The organism is Streptomyces sp. NPDC048353, assembly GCF_055587165.1.
This window is the reverse complement of the sequence record NZ_JBVJGU010000006.1, coordinates 365445-386284: the sequence shown is the minus strand read 5'-3', so window position 1 is coordinate 386284 and position 20840 is coordinate 365445. Positions and strand designations below refer to the sequence as shown.

Annotated in this window: 22 protein-coding genes; 16 read left to right on the top strand and 6 right to left on the bottom strand. The window is 72.8% G+C overall.

All coding sequences use genetic code 11. From position 1 onward, the window contains the following. The first annotated feature begins 236 nt into the window (after positions 1 to 236). The 3 genes from ACZ6RC_RS23690 to ACZ6RC_RS23680 all read left to right on the top strand — a co-directional run bounded on the left by ACZ6RC_RS23690 (position 237) and on the right by ACZ6RC_RS23680 (position 2988). Positions 237 to 491: a hypothetical protein gene (locus ACZ6RC_RS23690; RefSeq protein WP_469586521.1), complete on the top strand. Its 255-nt coding sequence runs from the start codon at positions 237 to 239 to the stop codon at positions 489 to 491. 130 nt (positions 492 to 621) lie between these two features. Beyond that, entirely contained in the window at positions 622 to 2022 is a 1401-nt protein-coding gene (locus ACZ6RC_RS23685; protein ID WP_469586518.1) for an SMI1/KNR4 family protein, read from the top strand. 105 nt (positions 2023 to 2127) lie between these two features. Next, positions 2128 to 2988, top strand: coding sequence for a hypothetical protein (locus tag ACZ6RC_RS23680; protein WP_469586515.1), 861 nt, complete (start codon positions 2128 to 2130; stop codon positions 2986 to 2988). A 73-nt stretch (positions 2989 to 3061) separates the two neighbouring features. Here the strand turns inward: ACZ6RC_RS23680 and ACZ6RC_RS23675 are convergent, their stop codons facing one another. Further along, entirely contained in the window at positions 3062 to 3700 is a 639-nt protein-coding gene (locus ACZ6RC_RS23675; RefSeq protein ID WP_469586512.1) for a hypothetical protein, read from the bottom strand. Positions 3701 to 4186: 486 nt separating this feature from the next. Between ACZ6RC_RS23675 and nadE the strand changes: the two genes are divergently transcribed. The 3 genes from nadE to ACZ6RC_RS23660 all read left to right on the top strand — a co-directional run bounded on the left by nadE (position 4187) and on the right by ACZ6RC_RS23660 (position 6071). Continuing rightward, complete coding sequence (gene nadE / locus ACZ6RC_RS23670; protein WP_453610577.1) at positions 4187 to 5017, top strand: ammonia-dependent NAD(+) synthetase; 831 nt, start codon at positions 4187 to 4189, stop codon at positions 5015 to 5017. A gap of 153 nt (positions 5018 to 5170) precedes the next feature. Next, the gene (locus ACZ6RC_RS23665; RefSeq protein WP_391133836.1) at positions 5171 to 5554 is read left to right on the top strand and encodes a VOC family protein; all 384 of its coding nucleotides are present in this window, start codon (positions 5171 to 5173) and stop codon (positions 5552 to 5554) included. A gap of 112 nt (positions 5555 to 5666) precedes the next feature. Further along, positions 5667 to 6071, top strand: a complete 405-nt coding sequence (locus ACZ6RC_RS23660; RefSeq protein ID WP_453610573.1) for a nuclear transport factor 2 family protein — start codon at positions 5667 to 5669, stop codon at positions 6069 to 6071. A 76-nt stretch (positions 6072 to 6147) separates the two neighbouring features. On the opposite strand, the gene ACZ6RC_RS23655 is transcribed toward ACZ6RC_RS23660, so the two are convergent. Beyond that, positions 6148 to 7116, bottom strand: a complete 969-nt coding sequence (locus tag ACZ6RC_RS23655; protein ID WP_453610571.1) for an LLM class F420-dependent oxidoreductase — start codon at positions 7114 to 7116, stop codon at positions 6148 to 6150. Between the two features lie 104 nt (positions 7117 to 7220). On the opposite strand from ACZ6RC_RS23655, the gene ACZ6RC_RS23650 reads away from it, so the two are divergent. Continuing rightward, complete coding sequence (locus ACZ6RC_RS23650) at positions 7221 to 7466, top strand: DUF6381 family protein (RefSeq protein ID WP_469586505.1); 246 nt, start codon at positions 7221 to 7223, stop codon at positions 7464 to 7466. A gap of 77 nt (positions 7467 to 7543) precedes the next feature. On the opposite strand, the gene ACZ6RC_RS23645 is transcribed toward ACZ6RC_RS23650, so the two are convergent. Further along, a complete protein-coding gene (locus ACZ6RC_RS23645) occupies positions 7544 to 8443 on the bottom strand; it encodes an NAD(P)-dependent oxidoreductase (protein WP_469586502.1) in 900 nt (299 codons plus the stop codon). Between the two features lie 55 nt (positions 8444 to 8498). Here ACZ6RC_RS23645 and ACZ6RC_RS23640 point away from each other — a divergent pair, with 55 nt between their 5' ends. From ACZ6RC_RS23640 to ACZ6RC_RS23620, 5 genes are all read left to right on the top strand, one after another. After that, a complete protein-coding gene (locus tag ACZ6RC_RS23640) occupies positions 8499 to 8861 on the top strand; it encodes a winged helix-turn-helix transcriptional regulator (RefSeq protein WP_469586770.1) in 363 nt (120 codons plus the stop codon). A gap of 265 nt (positions 8862 to 9126) precedes the next feature. Continuing rightward, the gene (locus ACZ6RC_RS23635; protein WP_469586498.1) at positions 9127 to 10377 is read left to right on the top strand and encodes a cytochrome P450; all 1251 of its coding nucleotides are present in this window, start codon (positions 9127 to 9129) and stop codon (positions 10375 to 10377) included. A 182-nt stretch (positions 10378 to 10559) separates the two neighbouring features. Beyond that, a complete protein-coding gene (locus tag ACZ6RC_RS23630) occupies positions 10560 to 11249 on the top strand; it encodes an ABC transporter permease (RefSeq protein WP_453610566.1) in 690 nt (229 codons plus the stop codon). Next, on the top strand, positions 11246 to 11923 hold the full coding sequence (locus tag ACZ6RC_RS23625) for an ABC transporter permease (RefSeq protein ID WP_391133814.1): 678 nt from the start codon (positions 11246 to 11248) through the stop codon (positions 11921 to 11923). The genes ACZ6RC_RS23630 and ACZ6RC_RS23625 overlap by 4 nt, the downstream gene beginning before the upstream one ends. Then, positions 11920 to 12882, top strand: a complete 963-nt coding sequence (locus tag ACZ6RC_RS23620; protein WP_469586493.1) for an ABC transporter substrate-binding protein — start codon at positions 11920 to 11922, stop codon at positions 12880 to 12882. Before ACZ6RC_RS23625 ends, ACZ6RC_RS23620 begins: the two co-directional genes overlap by 4 nt. A gap of 181 nt (positions 12883 to 13063) precedes the next feature. Here ACZ6RC_RS23620 and ACZ6RC_RS23615 read toward each other — a convergent pair whose 3' ends face one another. Next, entirely contained in the window at positions 13064 to 14227 is a 1164-nt protein-coding gene (locus ACZ6RC_RS23615; protein WP_469586489.1) for an ABC transporter ATP-binding protein, read from the bottom strand. Between the two features lie 218 nt (positions 14228 to 14445). On the opposite strand from ACZ6RC_RS23615, the gene ACZ6RC_RS23610 reads away from it, so the two are divergent. From ACZ6RC_RS23610 to ACZ6RC_RS23595, 4 genes are all read left to right on the top strand, one after another. After that, positions 14446 to 15552 (top strand): glycoside hydrolase family 5 protein, encoded by a 1107-nt coding sequence (locus tag ACZ6RC_RS23610; protein WP_469586486.1) that lies wholly within the window; start codon positions 14446 to 14448, stop codon positions 15550 to 15552. Between the two features lie 165 nt (positions 15553 to 15717). Continuing rightward, a complete protein-coding gene (locus ACZ6RC_RS23605) occupies positions 15718 to 17016 on the top strand; it encodes an alpha/beta fold hydrolase (protein WP_469586483.1) in 1299 nt (432 codons plus the stop codon). Between the two features lie 97 nt (positions 17017 to 17113). Next, on the top strand, positions 17114 to 17866 hold the full coding sequence (locus ACZ6RC_RS23600) for a PIG-L deacetylase family protein (protein ID WP_469586481.1): 753 nt from the start codon (positions 17114 to 17116) through the stop codon (positions 17864 to 17866). Between the two features lie 33 nt (positions 17867 to 17899). Beyond that, complete coding sequence (locus ACZ6RC_RS23595) at positions 17900 to 18736, top strand: enoyl-CoA hydratase/isomerase family protein (protein WP_391133796.1); 837 nt, start codon at positions 17900 to 17902, stop codon at positions 18734 to 18736. 92 nt (positions 18737 to 18828) lie between these two features. Here ACZ6RC_RS23595 and ACZ6RC_RS23590 read toward each other — a convergent pair whose 3' ends face one another. Together ACZ6RC_RS23590 and ACZ6RC_RS23585 are read right to left on the bottom strand one after the other, a co-directional pair. After that, positions 18829 to 19608, bottom strand: coding sequence for a VOC family protein (locus tag ACZ6RC_RS23590; protein ID WP_391133793.1), 780 nt, complete (start codon positions 19606 to 19608; stop codon positions 18829 to 18831). Positions 19609 to 19790: 182 nt separating this feature from the next. Beyond that, on the bottom strand, positions 19791 to 20690 hold the full coding sequence (locus tag ACZ6RC_RS23585) for an SDR family oxidoreductase (protein WP_469586476.1): 900 nt from the start codon (positions 20688 to 20690) through the stop codon (positions 19791 to 19793). Between the last annotated feature and the right edge of the window lie 150 nt (positions 20691 to 20840).

Here is a 20840-nt window from a genome sequence, read left to right as displayed (position 1 = left end):
TCGCCGGGCCCGCTCAGGCCGGTGTTCTGCTGCCAGCAGAAGGCAGGTCTCTGGCGTATCCCGGAGGCGGCGCGTGGAGGCGGCCAAAAATGCGGCCCTTGGGGCCACCGGGATTGACTGACTCTGGCTCCCCGGGTGCCAGCACAGATCGGTCGATGTCTCCGGCATTTCGCACGTGCGGGTAGCTCTCGCTCGTTCCGCAGACGCGCAGTGGTCGCGACGTGGAGGCCCGGTCCGTGCCGCTGCCGGCGGAGGTGACCGGCTTCCTCGACCAGCTGCGGCAGAGCCTGGAGCAGTTGGTCGACGACGCCCCGCTCGCCGCCGGTGAAGGCCGCAGGCCGACTGGAGGCGATGGCCGCCGCGATCGGGTCGCCGGCGGCGTATCCGCGGCCCGCGGTGCGGAGGTGTCCTGGCCACAGGTCGCCGAGGCCCTGGGCACCACCAAGAGGGAGGCCCGTTCCCGGCTCTTGCGCTATGAGTATCGCCGCTGAGCGTCCTCGGCTCGGTTCCCCGAGTCGTTTCCGGCTGATCCGCCTAGCCCTCTGGCCCCGGGACCGTCCGGGGCCAGAGGCGATGGAGGCTAACCCGCCGGGTGTCAGCCGCCCCGCGTACGGTCTGCGCATGGCTACGCATAATCTCTCTGGGCAACCGATAGGTGACTTCGCGACCTGGCAGCCCGTACTGGAGCTCCTGCGGGCCGCCAAGGCGGGCAAGGCCGGTGCCGAGTCCATAAGCGTGGCGGGTCGCATCGGGCGAAGCGGTTGGAGTCTGCCCCTCCCGCACCGGGCACCACCGCCCGGCCGAGCTCTCCAGACCGAGGACATACAGGACGAGCTCGACGCGGTAGAGCGGGTGCGGACCGCGATGACTGAGGTTGATCTCGACGACGTCTCCTTCTCGGCAAGGATCGAGCCGACCGGGGCGACCGTGCTTCGCTTGCTCGGCCCCAGCCCGGCGGTGGAACCTGGGATCGGAAATCCTCATCCCGGCGCACTCATCCTGGTCGAAGACTCTCTTCCCGAGCCCTGGCGCCGCCTCCCCGATCCGACGCACGAAGCGAGGCCGGCCTCCTCAGCGGACCCGGAGTTGCTGGAGCGGACGCTGCGGGAACGGCTACCCGACGCCATCGGCGCGACGGAGGAGGAGATCATCGCCGCCGAAGCACGCCTGGGAGTCTGCCTGCCCGAGGAACTCAAGGTGCTCTACCGGGTGACCCGGGCGCGCTGGGAGGACTGGGGCGACGACTACGCGGCGGCAGAGGGTGTTTTTGAAGCGGTGCGCTGCGAACTCTCCTCCGTGGCCGACCTGTACGCCGCCGAAGCCTCGACCCGCCGCTGCCGCTGGGAGTTCGCGGCCAAGGAGGCGGTCGTCACCCGGCCCGACGCAGCGGTACAAGGCGTCGTCGGATCACCCGGGTGGATCGTATTCGGTGAGAACGGCGGAGGAGACCAACTGGCGGTCGACCTGACACCCGGCCCGCGTGGACACACCGGGCAGATCATCCTCCTCAGCCACGAGGAGAGCGTCGGCGCCGCATTGCTGGCCGACTCGCTCACCGACTGGGTCCTGGACCGGGAGACGCACGAGCGCCGGCACAGCAGCGAGGAGCCACCGCTCGTGGCCCACGTCAACCACGCGAGCATCAAGAGCGTCCGGGAAGCCGCCCACCCCGGCCTGGAAGTCCTCTCGATCGGGGTGTGGGACGGCGCCCCGTTCAGCCTCGCTCCGGTGATCGGGTTGCCCCGCCTGCGCACCCTCGCCGCGTACACCGGTACGCTCGCCGACCCGCTGGAGATCGCCGAGCTCACCAGCCTGGAATTCCTGGAACTCGGCCCGCAGGATTGGCGTGTCCTTCTGGATGCCGGCGCCGTCCCCCGGAGCTTGTCGGCTGCGTCCATCACGGCGTACTACGACGACGACCCCCTGCCCATCGTGGCCATCGCCAACGAGATTCTGGCTCTCTGGGACCGGCCCCAGATCATCCAGACTGTCCTGGAAGGAAACCTCGGACCCTTTGCATAGGCCCGCAAAGGCAGGCTATGTGGCGCGTGTTCATCCTGCGAGGAGCGGTTGGGCTGGAAAAAGCCCGGTGTTGGCTTCGCGCTAGACGGAAGGTTCAATCGCCGGATGGCTGAGACTGACATTGACCTCGGAGTCGTGACGGCGCCGTCGGGAGTCCTCGTGTTGGGGATGGCGTCGTGGATCGACTACTGGCCGCAACTGGGCCGACCGCTGTCCGAGCGCGCAAGCGCCGCGGCATCGATCGGCGGCGGACACGTCCACGACTGGATGTGTGAGATGGCCGCAGTTCGCGCCGGCGATTGCAGGCCGTTGATGGTGCGGGCCAGTACGGCGGCGTCGCCCTTCGACGGAGGACCGACCATCGCGGTCCTTGAGATCGATCTCGGTCTCCCATGGGCCGGCACCGCAGGGGACGAGCCGATCACCCTTGGCGAGCTACCGGTCGACCGTTGCGGCATGGTGCTCGGCGACGCGCTTGCCCTGGACTCCTGGGCGGGGGATGGCCACCCATCAACCGACGGCCTTGCCGATGTCGCCTACTGGGGAGCGTATGCGCAGGCCGCCCATCGTCAGTTCGGCGGAGATCTGATCTTGCGACACGGCAGTCACGTGCGGGGGCGGCTCGATCTCCCGCTCGATGACGCCAAGAAACTCGGCGAAGCCCTCAACAACTGGGAAGGTGACGAACAGGGCCTGGGCGTCACGGTTGCAGTCGACGAGCACACCGACTTCCACCGCTTCAACCGCGCGAGTTGGACCCACCCACTTCGGATCGGCGCCATCGAGGTTGCTGACTGCCCCGTCCTGGGGATCAACTGGGACAGCGGCGACCACTCGATGAGACATCGCGGCGAACGTACCTTCGGACAGGTCTATCCCGTGACTCTTCAGTCTGGCCCCAAGGGCCAGACAACGATGCGCTGGACGATCCCGCCCTACGCGCCCACCACCGATCATTCAGGCTGACCAAACTGGAAACCGCCGGAGGACACGCGACACCTCAACATGCGGGCTTACCAGTCTCAAGCCCTTGACCCAGTCAGCCCATGCAGGAGTGCACCCCTTCCCTTGCCCGGCAGGTGAACCACGGACCGCCCAAGGTGACTTTCGCCGGCATGGGGGCGCCTGCCTTGCCGTCCGTCACGGTCTGGCAGGTGTACTGCGTCTTCCGCTCGATGGGGACGAGAACGGCCTTGGGAATGTTGTTGCAGCGCACGAGGTCGGGCACGTAGTACCCGTAGACGGCGTTGGCTGCACCGTCCCGCGTGAGGACGGCCATGCGGGGTTCAGCGCCCCATTTCAGGTCCTTCGGCGCGTCCCGCTTCGTGTACACGAGGATGTCCCACTCGATCTTCAAGCCCTCGTACGTGCTGACGCACACCGCCTGAGCACGGTCCTTCAGCTTGAGGGATGCAGGGCAGCGGGCTGTCGTCGCCCCGGCTGTGTTGGCCATGTCGAGGACCTTCTCCCGCAGGCCGGAGGCAACGACTTCATGAAATGCGGCCCCGGCCGGCGGCGACGGGTCAGGATCGCCCGTGGGCTCCGGTATCGGATCGACGATCCTCTGGGGTAGTTCGGCAAAGGCGGGCGTCTGCGCGGCATCGTCGTCCGCGCCGCCCCCGCAACCAGTGAGCAGCAGGCCGAGGGCCCATCCAGCCGCGATCATTTTCATGCGCATGACCGGAAACAGTAGTAGGGAGCCTCCCCTCCTTCGGAGGAGGACAGCCACACCCCGTGGCGGGCGCCGCCCCGCCGTGACGGCCGCGAAGACCGGTGACGTACGAATCGCCTACCTGGAAGGTCGCTCCATCGCCGCCCTCGCCCGCGACCACGGCGTCCGGAATACCTCGGCGGCCGAGATCTTCGCCGGTGCGGCGCGGAGGTCACGGACGCCGCCGGGAGGAGCCCGAGGGCAGCCGGTCGCGACGGCCGCGGCCGGGGCGCGTCCGCTCAGTCGGAAGGAGGCGGGAAGTCATCCGCCCCGGACGGGGGCGTCAAGGGTTCGCGCATGGTGGCGGAGGCCATGGGTACGGGCGGGACGAGGGCGGGCGGGCATCCCCTGCCGCCCCAGGCGGCCGGGCGGCCATCGCCTAGAGTCGACCCTGGTCCTGGCCCCCGTCGCCCGGGCCCCGCCGTGACCGTGACCCACCCCGAGGAGCACCCCGTGACCGACCCGGCGTCCATCGCCCTGCAGCAGCAGATCGCCCGGGAACTGGAGGTTTCCGAGACGTTCGACCCAAGCGCCGAGATCGAGCGCCGGGTGGCCTTCCTCGCCGAGCGCCTCACCTCCACGGGGTTGCGCTGCCTCGTGCTCGGGATCAGCGGCGGTGTGGACTCCACCACCGCGGGCCGGCTCTGCCAGCTGGCCGTGGAACGGGCGAGGGCCGCCGGTCACGACGCGACCTTCTACGCCATGCGGCTGCCGTACGGCGTGCAGGCCGACGAGAAGGACGCCCAGCTCGCGCTCGGCTTCATCGCCCCCGACCAGGTCCTCACCGTGGACATCAAGCCGGCGAGCGACGCCGCGCTGGAGGCGTGCGCCGCCGGGGGAGCGGTGTTCCGGGACGACCGCCACCAGGACTTCGTGCAGGGCAACATCAAGGCCCGGCAGCGGATGATCGTGCAGTACGCCGTCGCGGGCGCCCACGACGGCCTGGTCGTCGGCACCGACCACGCCGCCGAGGCGGTCTCCGGCTTCTTCACCAAGTACGGCGACGGCGCCGCCGACGTCGTCCCGCTGACGGGCCTGACCAAGCGCCGGGTCCGCACCGTTGCGGAGCTCCTCGGCGCCCCTTCCGAGCTGGTGTGGAAGGTTCCGACGGCCGACCTGGAGACCCTCGACCCGGGCAAGCCCGACGAGGACGCGCTGGGCGTGACGTACGACGACATCGACGACTTCCTGGAGGGCAAGCCGGTCGGCGAGGCCGCGTTCGCCTCGATCGTCCGCCGCTACGAACTCACCGACCACAAGCGCAAGCTGCCCCTCGCGCCCTGAGCGCGCCCCGGCCGCCGGGCGGGAAGGCGGTGCTGGTCGGGTGATGTGGCGCGACCATCCGGACGCCTCCGCGTGGCGCGCGTCCGGGTGGCCGGGCCCGTGGTGTGCCCTGGGGGGAGCGGAACACCGCCCCACCCCGGAAGGACGACCCCCATGCTCGGACAGTCGGCCGCGTTCAGCGGTTTCTCGGTCAACGATCTCGGCGCCGCCCGGCGTTTCTACGCCGACACGCTCGGCCTCCCCGTCGAGGAGAGCGGCGAGGGGGACATGCGGATGCTCACCCTCAGCCTCGGCAGCGGCGCCAAGGTGCTGGTGTACCCGAAGGACGACCACGCCCCGGCGAGCTTCACGATCCTCAACTTCCCCGTCGACGACGTCGACGCGACCGTCGAGGAGCTCACCCGTCGCGGGGTGACCTTCGAGAAGTACCCGCAGTTCGACGCGGACGAGAAGGGCGTCGTGCGGGGACAGGGTCCCACCATCGCGTGGTTCACCGACCCCGCGGGGAACGTCCTCTCCGTCCTCCAGGAGGACTGAGGCGACAGCTGAGGCCGCACGAGGTCGCCTCGGCGGATCCCCGCCGGGGGCGGGGACGGGCTGCTACTCTCCTACGCACCTATTCAACTAGTTGCTTATGGGGTGGGTCCGCGTGCATCCTTTCCGCAAGGCCGTCGAAGCCGACGACCACGCCGCCGTCGAGGCGCTCCTCGCGGAGGAGGTCGTCTTCACCAGCCCGGTCGCGTTCAAGCCGTACCGGGGCAAGGCGATCACCGCGGCGATCATCCGCGGGGTGAGCCGCGTCTTCACCGACTTCCGCTACGTCCGCGAGATCACCGGCGACGACGGCCGGGACCACGCTCTCGTCTTCACGGCGAAGGTCGGCGACAAGGAGATCAACGGCTGCGACTTCCTGCACATGGACGAGGAGGGCCGGATCGACGACTTCGTCGTCATGGTCCGGCCCCTCTCGGCGGCCATGGCCCTCTCCGAGGCGATGGGCGCGCAGTTCGACCGGATCGCACGCGAGGCGGCGGAGGCGGGGCAGGCCGGCTGACGCCCTGAGCTTGCGAGTACCCGACCCGTAGGCCCCGAGCTTGTTCGACCTGCTCCGGGACCCGCGGGCCCGGCCCTCAGAAGGCGGAGCGCAGCGCCGGCAGCAGTTCCCGTTCCGCCCACTCGATGTACGGCTCCTGGTGCTCGCCGCCGATCTGGACAAGGGCGATGTCGGTGAAACCGGCGTCGGCGTACGGCCGGACCGCCTCCACGAAGGCGTCGACGTCCGGTCCGCAGGGGATCGACTCGGCGACGTCCTCGGGCCGGACGAACTGCGTGGCGCCCGCGAAACCCTCGGGTCCGGGCAGCTCGGAGTTCACCTTCCAGCCGCCGCCGAACCAGCGGAACTGGTCGTGGGCGCGCTTGATCGCCGCGTCCCGGTCGGTGTCGAAGCAGACCGGCAGCTGGCCGATCCGGGGCTTGCCCGCGCCGCCGTGCCGGTCGTAGGCGTCGAGCAGCTCGCTCTTCGGCTCGACGGCGATCACGAGGTCGGCGAGCCGCCCGGCGATCTCGCAGGAGCGCCCGCCCGAGACCGCGACGCCGATCGGCGGTGGCTCGTCGGGCAGGTCCCACAGTCGGGCGTTCTCCACGTCGAAGTGTGTGCCGTGGTGGTTCACGTTGCCGCCCTCGAAGAGCGACCGGATGATGCCGAGGGCCTCCTCCAGCATCTCCAGGCGGACATGGGCCGCGGGCCAGCCCCCGCCCACCACGTGCTCGTTGAGGTTCTCGCCCGAGCCCAGGCCCAGCCGGAAGCGCCCCTCGCTCAGCAGCTGCATCGTCGCGGCCTTCTGCGCCACGACCGCCGGGTGGTACCGGACCGTCGGGCACGTCACGTACGTCATGAGCGGGATCCGCGAGGTGGCCTGCGCGGCCGCCCCGAGCACGCTCCAGGCATACGGTGCGTGACCCTGGCTCTCCAGCCACGGGAAGTAGTGGTCCGAGGTCACGGAGAAGTCGAACCCCGCCTCCTCGGCCCGCACCACGTGTTCCACCAGGTCACGGGGGCCGGCCTGCTCGGTCATCATCGTGTATCCGAAGTTCGCCATGCCCCGCGCGTTGCCGGTCGTCGCGGGAGGGAAACATCCCGGGCCCCGGTCCGCCGGTTTCTCCCCCGAACGGCGGGGGAAGCCGCCGGACGAGGAGGTGCGACGTGACCGGACGTGACGACAGCGCGCACGACCCCGACACGCGCGAGGGCGAAGGCGCCCACGCGCGCGCCGGCTACGAGCGCGACAAGGCCGAGAACCTGCTCCAGCAGGCCCGCCGGAGCACGGACCCCGCGGAGGCCGCCCGCCTGCGCGACCAGGGCGAACAGCTCAAGGGACGCAGCGAACGGGCCCTGCGAGAGGAACCGGCTCCCCCTGCCGACGACCTGCGTGAGGAGTACCCGGGCTAAGGCGTTTCCGGAACGCGGAACGCCTCGCGGCACGGCGCCCGCGGCGCCTCGGTCCGGGGGGCGACGGGCGCGGGGCCTCAGCCGCGGCGCCCCAGGAGTTCCGCGAGGCGGGCGAGTTCGTCGCCGCCGTGGCCGAGGCCGATGGCGCGGCGGGTCAGGCCCTCCGCCGCGCGGATCACGCTCGCGTCGATGCCGTGGGCCTCCGAGGTGTGCACGATGTGGGCCATCGTCGACGCCGCCGAGGTGAGCGGGTTGACCGTGGCCGCGTACCTGCCGGCGTCCACGTCCCGCGCCGCCTCCTCGAACGCGGGTGGCAGGATCTCGCCGATGCCCTTGGCGAACGGGGCCAGCTCCCGCGCGCTGATGCCCTCGGCCCGAGCGAGGGCCAAGGCGTGCATGTAACCGGTCATCGCGGTCCACCAGATGTCGAGCAGCGCGATGTCGTACGCGGCCGCCCGGCCGATGTCCTCGCCGAGGTGGGTGTGGCTGCCGCCGAGCGTGTCGAGCACCGGCTTGTGCTCGGCGTAGAGCTCCTTCGGGCCGCTGTGGAGGAAGACGCCGTGCGGCGTGCCGATGGTCGTGGTCGGCGTCATGATCGCGCCGTCCAGGTACCGGACGCCGTGCTCGCCCGCCCACGCCCCGGCGTCCCGGGCGCGGCCGGGAGTGTCGGCGGACAGGTTGACGACCGTTCGGCCCTTCAGCGCGGCGGTGACCTCAGGGCGTCGCAGTACGGCGTCCGAGGCGTCATAGTTGACCACGCAGACGACCGTCAACTCGCTCGCCAGGACGGCCTCTTCGGCCGATGCGGCGCTCACCGCGCCGCGTGCGACCAACTCCCGGTCTCGCCCCGGGGTGCGATTCCACACCGTGGTGGTCAGCCCGGCGTCCACGAAGGCGCCCGCGAGGGCTCGGCCCATCGGCCCGAGACCGATCACGGTGACGGCAGACTGGGGGGTGCGCTCAGTATGCGCGGACATGATGCAACTCCTGTGTACGAGTGGAAAATTGCGGACGAAGGGGATGGGGGCGACGATGCGGAGCCGGGCGCAGGACCCGAACGTGTGTGGGGTGACGGCCGCGATCGCGGTGATCGACGGCAAATGGAAGACCTATCTGCTCTGGATGCTCGAATCCGGCCCGCGTCGGCCGGGCGAACTGCGCCGTCTGCTGCCGGGCTTGACCGAGAAGGTGCTGACTCAGGCGCTGCGGGAGCTGGAGGCCGACGGCCTCGTCCACCGCGAGGTGCACGATGTGATGCCGCTGAAGACCGAGTACTCCTTGACGGAGTTCGGCCGCGACCTCTCCGAGGCGCTGGCCCCCCTCGCGCACTGGGGCCACCGCCGACTGGACATGCTCGCCGCGGAGCACTCCGTGCCGGCGCGCCCGGGCTCCTGACGCATCTCACCTCTCCTGTCCCGCCTGGATCATTCGGTTCTCGGACCGCGGCCGCGCACCACCAGATTCCCCCGCCCGCCTCCCGCCGCCAAGTACCCACAAAAAAGTGGCTACCGCTCAGGGGCGCCCGTGGCGTGCCGTCTCCCCTCCAGGTCGCGGCCGTCGCGGCCCGACCGACCGGCGAACGGGTGAAAGCGGCCCGGCCTTCGGGTGGATCGGCGCCTCGTACGCGTGTCCACCGCCGTGGAAAGGGCACCCGGGCCCCATGGCCCCCATGACACTCGACAGCACCGCCGCCCTGCTCCTCAAGGGGTACGCCTGGCTGCCCGACAGGCGTCGCCGCACCGGCGGAGCACCCGTGCGGACCCGGCTCCTCGGACAGCCCGTCATCGCGCTGCACGGGCCCGACGCCGTGCGCTTCTTCTACGACGAGGAACACATCCGGCGCCACGACGCCCTGCCCGGGCCCGTCCTGGACACCCTCTTCGGACGCGGCGCCGTCCACACCCTGGACGGCGAGGACCACCGGGTGCGCAAGGCGCTGTTCATGACCGAGCTGACCGGCCCCGCCGCCGTCGCCGAACTCGTCGACATGGTCCGTGCGGAGTGGCAGCGCGTCTTCGCCCCGCCGCACGGCCGCGAGGTCGTCCTCTTCGACGAGGCCGCCCTCGTCCTTGCCCGCGCCGTCTGCGCCTGGACCGGGCTGCCGCTGACCGACGAGCAGATCCTGCGGATGGCCGAGGACTGCGTCGCCATGGTCGACGGCTTCGCCGCCCCGGGGCCGCGCCACCTCAAGGCCAGGCGCGCCCGCGCCCGGCAGGAGGCGGTCCTGGCGGACCTGGTGGAGGAGACCCGGGCCGGTGCCACCCTCGCCCCGGGGACGCCGTTCGACGCGGTCGTGCGCCACCACGACGCGGACGGCACGATCCTGGACCCGCACACCGCGGCCGTCGAGCTGCTCAACATCGTCCGCCCCACCGTCGCCATCGCCTGGTTCGTCACCTTCGCCGCGCACGCGATGCACCGGTGGCCCGACCAGCGCTACCTGCTGCGCGAGGACGACGGCTCGTACGCGGAGCCGTACACCGAGACGTACGCCGAACCCTTCGCCCACGAGGTGCGGCGCTTCTACCCCTTCGCGCCCTTCGTCGGCGGCCTGGCCACCACCGACCTCCGGCTGGACGGCACGGACATCCGCGCCGGCACCCTCGTCCTGCTCGACGTCTACGGCCAGAACCACGACCCCGACCTCTTCGAGGACCCCTACCGCTTCGACCCCGAGCGCTTCCTGAGCCGGCCGCCGCACCGCGACGAGTTGATCCCGCAGGGCGGGGGAGACGCCAAGAACGGCCACCGGTGCCCGGGCGAGGACATCACCGTCGCCGTCCTCGCCGCGCTCTCCACCGAACTGGCCCGGCTCGACTACGCCGTCCCGTGGCAGGACCTGCGGATCCCCCTCCGCCGCGTGCCCACCCGCCCCCGCAGCGGCTTCCTCCTCGTCCCCCACCCGGCCTGAGCCACCGCCCGCGACGCCACCGCCCACCAGGCCACTCCGCCCGCGCCACCACGGCCCACCAGGCCACTCCCCGTGACGCCACCGCCCGCGACGCCACGGCCCGCGATGCCGTGGCGCGGCGGCGGCCCCCGAACGGCCCGGTCCCGCGTGCGTCCGCGTGGGGCCCGGCCTGGAATGGGGTGATGACCGCGCCCCCCGACGACTGCCTCGCGCGCAACGAGTGGATCTGCGGCGCCTATCTCTCCTCGCGGCGGGAGATCCTCACCGACGCCGTCCTCCAGCACCTGCAGCTGGCCTCGGTCTCCCTCGCCCTCGCCGTGCTGCTGGCCGTGCCCCTCGCCGTCGCCGCGCGCCGCTGGCGCTGGACCGCGGGGCCCGTGCTCGGCGTGACCACGATCCTCTACACGATCCCGTCGCTCGCCATGTTCTCGCTGCTCCTGCCGCTCTACGGGCTGAGCGCCTCCCTCGTCGTCGCCGGGCTCGTCCTCTACTCCCTCACCCTGCTCGTACGGAACATCCTCGCCGGGCTCCGCGCGGTCCCCGAGGACACCCGCCAGGCCGCCCGCGGCATGGGGTACGGCCCCGTGCGCCTGCTGCTCGCCGTCGAGCTGCCGCTCGCGCTGCCCGCCGCCATGGCGGGGCTACGGATCGCGACCGTCTCCGCCGTCTCCCTGGTCACGATCGGCGCGATCGTCGGATACGGCGGTCTGGGCAATCTCATCTACTCCGGGATGAACACCTACTTCAAGGCGCAGGTCCTCACCGCCTCCGTCCTGTGCGTGATCATCGCGGTCGTCGCCGATCTGCTGCTCCTGGGCCTGCAACGGCTCCTCACCCCGTGGACCGCGCCGGGCCGGGGGCGGGCCGCGTGAACACCCTCGCCGCCACCTGGGACTGGCTCACCGACGCCGCCAACTGGTCCGGCGAGAACGGTGTCGACCGCCGCCTCGTCGAACACGTCCTCCTCACCGTGGTCTGCCTCGCGATCAGCTGCGTGATCGCCCTGCCGGTCGCCCTGGTCCTCGGCCACCTCGGCAAGGGCGGGGCTCTCGCCGTCAACCTGTCCAACGTCGGCCGGGCGGTGCCCACCTTCGCCGTCCTGGTCCTCCTGCTGCTCAGCCCGATCGGCGGATACGGCTGGTGGCCCACGATCATCGCCCTGGTGCTGTTCGCCGTGCCCCCTCTGCTCACCAACGCGTACGTCGGGATGCGCGGCGTCGACGCCGACGTGGTCCGGGCCGCCCGTGGGATGGGGATGACGGGGAGCCAGACGCTCTTCCGCGTCGAACTCCCGCTCGCGCTGCCCCTCGTCCTCACCGGCGTGCGCATCGCCGCCGTGCAGCTCGTCGCCACCGCGACCGTCGCGGCGCTCGCCGGCGGCGGCGGGCTCGGCCGCATCATCACTGCCGGCTTCAACCTCGCCTCCACCCCGATGGTCGTCGCCGGGGCCGTCCTCGTCGCCCTCCTCGCGCTCCTCGTGGAGGGCGTCTTCGAGGTGACGCAGCGCCTGCTCGCCCCCGCGGGGGCGCGGGAGAGCGCCGGATGAGCCGCCGGAGGCCCGGCGTCCTCGCCGTCCTGACGGTCCTCACGGCCGCCCTGGGCGGCTGTGCCACCGGACCTTCCCTGGAGGACCGGGGCGCCCTCACCGCCCCGCCCGGCGACAGCCGCCACCTCACCATCGGCTCGGCGGGCTTCACCGAGAGCGATCTGCTCGCCCGGATGTACGCGCTGCTCCTGGAGGACGCCGGCTACAGCGCCGAGATCCTCTCCGTCACCAACCGGGAGCTGTACGAACCCGCCCTGGAGAGCGGCCAGATCGATGTCGTACCGGAGTACGCGGCGACGTTCGCCGACTGGCTCAACGCCAAGGTCAACGGCCCCGACGCACCGCCCGTCGGCTCGCCCGACCCGGCCGCCACCATGGCAGGCCTGCGCCGGCTCGCCGCCCCGCGCGGCCTGACCGTCCTCGACCCCGGACGGGCCGTCGACCAGAACGCCTTCGCCGTCACCTCCGCCTTCGCCGCCCGGCACCGGCTGAGGACGCTCAGCGACCTGGGGGCGGCGAAGGTGCCCGTACGGCTCGCGGCGGGCGACGAGTGCGTACGGCGGCCCTACTGCGCGCCCGGACTGAGGGAGACGTACGGGATCGACGTGACGGCCGTCGACCCGAAGGGGGTGGGCACCACCCAGGCCAAGCAGGCGGTGCAGAGCGGTCAGGACCAGATGGTCCTGACGACGACCACCGACGCCACCCTGGACGACTTCGGGCTCGTCCTGCTGGAGGACGACCGGCACCTGCAGAACGCCGACCTCATCGTGCCGGTCGTCAACCGCTCCCGGGCGGGCGGCGAGGGCGTCACCCGGGCCCTCGGCCGCCTCAACACGGTCCTCACCACCGCCGACCTGGCGCGCCTCAACGAAGAGGTGGACAGCTGGCGGCGGCTCCCGGAGGACGTGGCGAGGAACTACCTCCGGGAGAAGGGCCTCCTCCCGGCCGGCGACTGACAACGGGCGACGGCCCGGGTCCGTGTGGATGCCGGGACCTCACCCGCCCTCGCGCCTCCGCGCGGCCGGAGCCCGCTCACCCGCCGTCGCCCGCATGCTCCGGCGCCCTCACGCGCGCCGCGCGGGACCTGGCGAGCCCACGCTCGCCCGCACCACCTCTCCGCCCGCCCGTCCCGCCCCCTCATGCGTCCGCGATGGAGTCGAACTCGACCTCGTCGCGCCCGACGCCCCGGACGTCCGCGTCGACCGAGCGGCGCAGCGCCTCGTGGAGCTTGGCCGGGGTCAGGACGCCGAGGAAGCGCGGGCCGTCCAGGACGGCGACCCAGCCGGCGTCGTGTTGGAGCATCTCGCTGAAGGCCTGCTTCAGCGGCGCGCCGACCGGCACCCACGCCTCCATCCGGCGCGCCAGATCACCGACCGTTCCCTCCTCGCCGGCGAGCGCCAGCGCGTCGGCCGCCACCCATCCGTGCAGCTCCCCGTCGGCCCCGAGGACCACCGCCCAGCGCGCCCCCTCCGGCCGCAGCCGCGCCGCCGCGGCGGACGCAGCCTCGTCCAGGCGGGCGATCGGGGGCTGTTCGAGGTCGTCCGGTTCGATCGTGGTGACCGAGAGCCGTTTCAGGCCGCGGTCGGCGCCGACGAAGGTGGCGACGTACGGTGTGGCGGGTGCGCCGAGGACGGCCGCCGGGGTGTCGAACTGCTCCATGCGCCCCTGGCCGTAGACGGCGATCCGGTCGCCCATCCGGACGGCCTCCTCGATGTCGTGGGTGACCAGGAGGACGGTCTTGCGGACGGTGGCCTGGAGGCTCAGGAACTCGTTCTGCAGGTGCTCGCGGACCACCGGGTCCACCGCGCCGAACGGTTCGTCCATCAGCAGGACCGGCGGGTCGGCGGCGAGCGCCCGGGCCACCCCGACCCGCTGGCGCTGCCCGCCGGAGAGCTGAGCCGGGTACCGCCCGCCGTACGTCTTCGGGTCGAGACCGACGAGGTCGAGGAGTTCCGCCGCGCGGGCCCGGGCTCGGGCCCGCTTCCATCCGAGGAGCGCGGGGACGGTCGCGGTGTTCTCGAGGACCGTGCGGTGTGGGAAGAGCCCGACCTGCTGGATGACGAAGCCGATGCCCCGGCGCAGCGTGACCGGATCGACGGCCGAGATGTCGGCGCCGTTCACCAGGATGCGGCCGGAGGTGGGTTCGATGAGCCGGTTGACCATCATCATCGTGGTCGTCTTGCCGCAGCCGGACGGGCCGACGAGGGTGACCAGTTCGCCCTCGGCGACCTCGAACGACAGGTCGTCGACGGCCGTGGTGCCGTCGGGGTACACCTTGCCGACCTGCTCGAACCGGATCATGGACCCACGCTAGGAGGGGCGCGGCCACCGCGCACGGGGGCCGGGGCCGTCCGGAGGCCCCGGCCGCCCGCCCGCGAGGGCCGGCGCGGGGCGGGCGGGCGCCGGTGGACAGCCCGCTGAACAGCGTCTGTTGTCATGACCCTTGCGGGGCCGCCCGGTGGACTGCTATTCCTTCGTTAGGAAAGTTTCCTTCCAATCAATCGTTCCGTGGAGACCCCATGACATCGGCACGATCGGCACGTCCCCGCCCGCGCTCCCTCGGTGCCGCCGGCACCGCCGTCGCCGCCCTGCTCCTCGGCCTCGCCGCCGCGCCGCAGGCCGCGACCGCCACCCCCGCCCCGCCCCAGGCCCGCACCGCCGCCGCGTCGGCCGCGGCCGACGCCGGCGACCCGGCCGTGGTGAACGGACAGCTCACGGTCTGCGGCACCAAGCTCTGCAACCGCCACGGCAAGCCCGTCCAGCTGCGCGGCATGTCCAGCCACGGCACGCAGTGGTACGGCCAGTGCCTCACCGGCGGCTCGCTCGACGCCCTCGCCAAGGACTGGAAGGCCGACGTCCTGCGCGTCTCCACCTACGTCCAGGAGGGCGGCTACGAGACCGACCCGCGGAAGTACACCGACCTCGCCCACTCGCTCATCGAGCAGGCCACGGCCCGCGGGATGTACGTGATCGTCGACTGGCACATGCTCGACCCCGGCGACCCCCACCACAACCTCGCCCGCGCCAAGACCTTCTTCACCGAGATCGCGCAGCGCCACGGCGCCAAGACCAACCTCCTGTACGAGATCGCCAACGAGCCCAGCGGCGTCGCCTGGTCCCGTATCAAGAGCTACGCCGAGCAGCTCGTCCCCGTCATCCGCGCCAAGGACGCCGAGGCCCCGGTCCTTGTCGGCACGCGCGCGTGGTCCTCGTTCGGCGTCTCGGAGGGCGCGAACGAGTCCGAGGTCGTCACCAACCCGGTGCGGGCCTCCAACATCATGTACACCTTCCACTTCTACGCGTACTCCCACCGCGACGAGTACCTGAACACGCTCTCCCGCGCCGCCGACAAACTGCCCGTCTTCGTCACCGAGTTCGGCACCCAGAACTACGCCGGCGAAGGCGCCGACGACTTCGCCATGAGCCAGCGCTACCTCGACCTGATGGCCGCCAAGAAGATCAGCTGGGTCAACTGGAACTTCTCCGACGACCACCGCAGCGGCGCCGTCTTCCGCACCGGCACCTGCGCGAACAACGGCCCGTGGACCGGCACCAGCGCCCTCAAGCCCGCGGGGAAGTGGATACGGGACCGAATCAGGACCGCCGACGACTTCCCGACCTCCTGACACCCGCCTCCTGACACCGACCCATGGCGCCGGCCCCATGACCTCGTGACGCCGACCTCGTGACGCCGACCTCTGACGGGGCGTCCCTGACGCCCCTCGGCGCGCCCCCGCCCCACGCCCTGTGATCCACTGGGCGGGCGGGGGCGCATCGGAAGAGGAGCAGCGTTGACCAGTTACCGCCAGCCCGGCCTCGTCCTCACCGACCACCGCTTCAGCGTGCCGCTCGACCACGCCGATCCCGAGGGCGAGCGGATCGAGGTCTACGGCCGCGAGGCCGTCGCGAGCGACCAGGCCGGAGCGGACCTCCCCTGGCTGGTGTACCTGGAGGGCGGGCCGGGCTTCGGCGCCCGCCGTTTCGTCGGCCGGCAGGCCTGGCTCGGCCGGGCCGTCCAGGAGTTCCGCGTCCTCCTCCTCGACCAGCGCGGCACCGGCCACTCCACCCCCGCCAACCGCCAGACCCTGCCCCTGCGCGGCGGCCCGAGCCGCCAGGCCGACTACCTCGCCCACTTCCGCGCCGACTCCATCGTCAAGGACTGCGAGCTGATCCGGAAACGGCTCACCGGCGGCGCTCCCTGGACCGTCCTCGGCCAGAGCTTCGGCGGCTTCTGCGCCACCCACTACCTCTCGGCCGCCCCCGAGGGCCTGGCGGCCGTCCTCATCACCGGCGGCCTGCCCTCCCTGCACCACACCGCCGACGACGTCTACCGCGCCGCCTTCCCCCGCATGCGGCGGAAGAGCGAGGCCCACTACGCCCGCTACCCCCAGGACGTCGAGCGCGCCCGCCGGATCGCCGCCCACCTCGTCGAACGCCCGGTCGCCCTGCCCCACGGCGGGCCGCTCACCGCCGCCGCCTTCCAGTCCCTCGGCACCCTCCTCGGCGGCGGCGAGGGCACCCACCAGCTCCACCTCCTCCTGGAGGACGCGTTCGTCCCGACCGCCGAAGGCCCCGCCCTTTCGGACGGCTTCCTGGAGACCGTCCGGAGCCTCCTCTCGTACGCGGGGCACCCGCTGTACGCCGTGCTCCACGAGGCGATCTACGCCCAGGGCCAGGGCCCCACCGCCTGGGCCGCCGACCGGGTCCGCGCCGAGTTCCCCGCCTTCGACGCCGAGAAGGCCCTCGCCGGTGACGGGCCGCTCCTGCTCACCGGCGAGACCGTCCACCCCTGGCACTTCGACACCGACCCGGCGTTGCGCCCGCTGTGCGAGACCGCCCACTTCCTCGCCGAGCGCGCCGACTGGGCGCCCCTCTACGACCCGGCGCGGCTGGCGGCCAACGAGGTGCCCGTCGCCGCGGCCGTCTACCACGACGACCTGTACGTGGACACGGCCCACTCCCTGGAGACCGCCCGCGCCGTCCGGGGCCTGCGGACCTGGGTCACCGACGAGTTCGAGCACGACGGCGTGCGCGCGGGCGGCCCCCGCGTCCTCGACCGGCTCCTCGCCCTGGCGCGGGGCGAGCACTGACCGCCTAGGCCGCCCGGTTCGGGGGCGGGCCGGCCGGGCCCGGCGGCGCCGTGTCCGCTCACGCCCACGGACTCCCCGCCCCCTCTATCCTGCGCTCATGATCGACACCAACGCCCCGCTGCTCGAAGAGATGCCGGACGACTGGACGCGCGCCCTGGCCGTCGTCGCCCACCCCGACGACCTCGAATACGGCTGCGCCGCCGCGGTCGCCGGGTGGACGGACGCCGGCAAGGAGGTCACGTACGTCCTCGCCACCCGCGGCGAGGCCGGGATCGACGCGCTCGCCCCCGGGGTCTGCGGCCCGCTGCGCGAGCAGGAGCAGCGGGACAGCGCGGCCGTCGTCGGCGTGACGACGGTGGAGTTCCTGAACCACCGCGACGGGGTGATCGAGTACGGACCCGGTCTGCGCCGCGACATCGCGGCCGCCGTCCGCCGCCACCGCCCCGAGCTGGTCGTCACCCTCAACCACCGGGACACCTGGGGCCCGGCGGTGGGCGGCGCGTGGAACACCCCCGACCACGTCGCGGTCGGGCGGGCCACGCTCGACGCCGCCGGGGACGCGGGCAACCGCTGGGTCTTCCCCGAGCTGGTCGAGCAGGGCCTGGAGCCCTGGGACGGCGTCCGCTGGGTCGCGGTCGCCGGTACGGACACCCCGACCCACGCCGTCGACGCCACCCCCGGCCGCGAACGCGCCGTCCGGTCCCTGCTCGCCCACCGCGCCTATATCGAGGGGCTGACGGACGAGGACCCGGAGGCGTACGTCCGCGGCTTCCTCGCCGGCAACGACGAGCGCTTCGCCGCCCGGTTCGGCGGCCGTCCGGCCGTCGCGTTCGAGGTCTTCCCGCGCTAACCTGACGCTCCGTCAAATGAGCGGAGGCGCACGGTGATCGACACGCTCGACACGCGGATCCCGGAGGGCGGGGAACGGCTCTCGCTGCACGTCGGGGAGGACGGGATCGGCGTGCTGACCCTGTGCCGCCCCGAGAAGCTGAACGGCTGGAGCTGGGAGGCGAGCCGGCAGCTCGGGATCCTGGCCGACCGGATCCGCTTCGACGAACGGATACGGGTCGTGCTGCTGCGGGCCGAAGGACGGGCGTTCTGCGCCGGGATCGACGTCACCGCCCCCGGCGGCGCGATCACGGGCCGCTCGGCCGCCGAGCGGACCCAGCGCTACGCCGAGGGCATCCGCTGGGTCCACGAGCGTTTCGCGGTCTTCGCCGGGCTCCCGCAGCCCGTCGTGGCCGCCGTCCAGGGCTACTGCCTCGGCTTCGGCTTCGAACTGGCGCTGATGGCCGATGTCCGCATCGCCGCCGACGACGCCGTCTTCGCCCTCCCCGAGGCGGGCATCGGCGTCGCCGTCGACGCCGGCGGGGACCTGCGGATCGCCCGCGAGGCGGGCGCGGGCTGGGCGAAGTACCTCGCCCTCACCGGCGCGCGCCTCGACGCGGCCACCGCCGAACGCCTCGGCCTCGTCCAGCGCGTCACACCGCCCGGTGAACTGGACGCGGCGGCACGCGCGACGGCCGCCGTCATCGCCGCGGCCGCGCCCCTCGCCGTCCGCGCCGTCAAGCGGAACATCGACGCCTACGCCGACCAGGGCCTGGCGGCCGCCCTCGACCGGGCGGCCCTCGCCTCGGCGCTCACCCTCACCTCCGAGGACGCCCGCGAGGGCTACGCGGCGAAGGCGGCGCGCAGGCCCCCGCGGTTCGAAGGCCGCTGACCACCCGGCCTCCCCGGCTCTCCCGCGCGGGCAGGGCCCCGGCCGCGTCCCGTTCGGGCGTAAGCGGCCGGGGTGCGGGTCGGCCCGTGGGGCTACATCCCGGGTGCGGGCTTGAGGACGGCGAAGGCGGCGCCGAAGGGGTCCGCCAGCCACGCGATCCGCCCCACGTCCGGCACGTCCGCCGCCGGCATCAGGACCGATCCGCCGCTGCCCTGGGCCCGGGCGACCGTCTCGTCCGCGTCCGCCACGGCGAAGTACGGGATCCAGCGGGCCTTCTCCCCGCCGTCCTGGAGCGCGGCGACCCCGCCGAAGGAGGTGTCCTGCTGGTCGCCCTCGGCCGTGGACAGCACGCGGTAGGTCATGCCCGGCGCCTCCATGTCCTGCGAGCGCCAGCCGAACAGCGCGCCGTAGAAGTCCACGGCGGCCGCCGCGTCGGGAGCGTGCAGCTCGGCCCAGCACAGGGTGTTGTCCTCGGAGGTCTTCTCCAGACCTCCGAGCCCGGCCGCCTGCCGCACGGCGAACTCAGCGCCGCCCGGGTCGGTCAGCTGGGCGATCCGTCCCCCGTCCGGGAGGTCGAAGGGCTCGGCGCGCACCCGTCCGCCGCGCTGCCGGGTCGTCTTCGCCGCACCGTCCGCGTCGGGGGTCAGGAAGTAGAGGATCCAGGCGGAGTCCGCCCCCTCCTCGGTGAGCGCCCCGAGGGCCGCGACCGTCTTGCCGCCCAGCTGGAAGAAGCCGTAGTCGGCTCCGTCGGGGCCGGCCGGGGTGTGCTCCCAGCCGAAGACGCCGGAGTAGAAGGCGGCGGCGGCCGCCGTGTCGGGGCTGCCCAGGTCGAGCCAGATGGGGGAGCCCGTGGTGAAGTCCGTACCGAGCATGGGGGGTGCCCTGCCTTTCAGCTTCTGGAGGTCGTCCGGCCACCACAGCCGATCCTCGCCGCGCCGCAGGGGTGCCGCAGCCCCGATGCCCCCGGTTTCATCCGCACGGCCCAGCGCGCGGCGGGCCGGTTCCGCGGGGGTCGGAACTGCCACCGCTCGCCCCGGCCGCCGAACCGCCCGCGTCAGCCCGCGAACGGCCCCCGACCCAGTTGTTCGCGCACGGGGACCACCGGGGCGTTGACCACGGTCCTGCGCTGCCAGTTGGCCCCGTCGACCACGAGCGTGTGCCCGCTGACGAACCGGGCGTAGGGGGAGGCGAGGAAGGTGGCCGCCCAGCCCAGCTCGCGCGGCAGGCCGACCCGCAGCGCCGGCTGCCGCCCGGCGGGATCACCGGCCCGGTCGAGGCCGCCGCGGAGGTCGGCGGTCATCTCCTCGTGCGGCATCAGGCCCGGCACCAGGCCGTTGACCTGGATGCCGTACGGGCCCCACTCCACCGCCAGCGTCTCCACCAGGTTCTTCACCCCGGCCTTGGCCGCCGCCGAGTGGGCGAAGCCCGGGCCGCCGGTCCACGCGTACGAGGCGCCGACGTTGACGACGGAGCCCGGGGTCCCGGCGGCGAGATGGCGGCGGGCGAACTCCCGGGTCGTGAACCAGGTCCCGGTCAGTGTGATGTCGACGACGGCGCGCCAGCCGTTCGGCGACAACTCCTCGGCCGGTACGGGGAAGTTGGCGGCCGCGTTGTTCACCAGGACGTGCGGCCGGGAGCCGAGCGCCGCCTCGCAGGCGTCGAAGGCGGCCGTGACGGCCTCGGAATCGCGGATGTCGCAGACGGCGGCCGCCACCCGGGGCCCGCCCGCGCACCCCAGCTCCTCGCGGGCCGCCTCCAGTCGGGCGGCGGTCCGGCCGAGGAGCATCAGCTCCGCCCCGAGGCGGGCGAACTCGGCGGCGATCGCCTTGCCCAGCCCCGAGCCACCGCCGGTCACCAGGACGATCCGTCCGTCGTACGTCCCCGCCGGCAGCGCGCTCGCGCCGAGCGGGGGAGGGGCGGGGAGTCCGGGCGGGTCCGTCGTGTCGTCCGTCATGCCGCATCGATAGCGCGGAACCCCCGAGAACGGAACCCCGCGCCCACCGGGACGTCCCCGAGCCCCGCCGGGGGCTTCGCGCCGCGGAAGGCCCGCGCCCACCCGGATTCCGGGCACCCGGCCCGGTTCCGGCCCCCGGCCCGGCGCTGT

Coding starts and splice junctions, on each gene's coding strand:
- ACZ6RC_RS23590 (WP_391133793.1), bottom strand. CDS start 19,608: ATGCTCGGTACGGACTTCACCACGGGCTCCCCCATCTGGCTCGACCTG.
- ACZ6RC_RS23675 (WP_469586512.1), bottom strand. CDS start 3,700: ATGCGCATGAAAATGATCGCGGCTGGATGGGCCCTCGGCCTGCTGCTC.
- ACZ6RC_RS23620 (WP_469586493.1), top strand. CDS start 11,920: ATGAGCCGCCGGAGGCCCGGCGTCCTCGCCGTCCTGACGGTCCTCACG.
- ACZ6RC_RS23635 (WP_469586498.1), top strand. CDS start 9,127: ATGGCCCCCATGACACTCGACAGCACCGCCGCCCTGCTCCTCAAGGGG.
- ACZ6RC_RS23630 (WP_453610566.1), top strand. CDS start 10,560: ATGACCGCGCCCCCCGACGACTGCCTCGCGCGCAACGAGTGGATCTGC.
- ACZ6RC_RS23610 (WP_469586486.1), top strand. CDS start 14,446: ATGACATCGGCACGATCGGCACGTCCCCGCCCGCGCTCCCTCGGTGCC.
- ACZ6RC_RS23640 (WP_469586770.1), top strand. CDS start 8,499: ATGCGGAGCCGGGCGCAGGACCCGAACGTGTGTGGGGTGACGGCCGCG.
- ACZ6RC_RS23665 (WP_391133836.1), top strand. CDS start 5,171: ATGCTCGGACAGTCGGCCGCGTTCAGCGGTTTCTCGGTCAACGATCTC.
- ACZ6RC_RS23615 (WP_469586489.1), bottom strand. CDS start 14,227: ATGATCCGGTTCGAGCAGGTCGGCAAGGTGTACCCCGACGGCACCACG.
- ACZ6RC_RS23600 (WP_469586481.1), top strand. CDS start 17,114: ATGATCGACACCAACGCCCCGCTGCTCGAAGAGATGCCGGACGACTGG.
- ACZ6RC_RS23680 (WP_469586515.1), top strand. CDS start 2,128: ATGGCTGAGACTGACATTGACCTCGGAGTCGTGACGGCGCCGTCGGGA.
- ACZ6RC_RS23645 (WP_469586502.1), bottom strand. CDS start 8,443: ATGTCCGCGCATACTGAGCGCACCCCCCAGTCTGCCGTCACCGTGATC.
- ACZ6RC_RS23685 (WP_469586518.1), top strand. CDS start 622: ATGGCTACGCATAATCTCTCTGGGCAACCGATAGGTGACTTCGCGACC.
- ACZ6RC_RS23585 (WP_469586476.1), bottom strand. CDS start 20,690: ATGACGGACGACACGACGGACCCGCCCGGACTCCCCGCCCCTCCCCCG.
- ACZ6RC_RS23655 (WP_453610571.1), bottom strand. CDS start 7,116: ATGGCGAACTTCGGATACACGATGATGACCGAGCAGGCCGGCCCCCGT.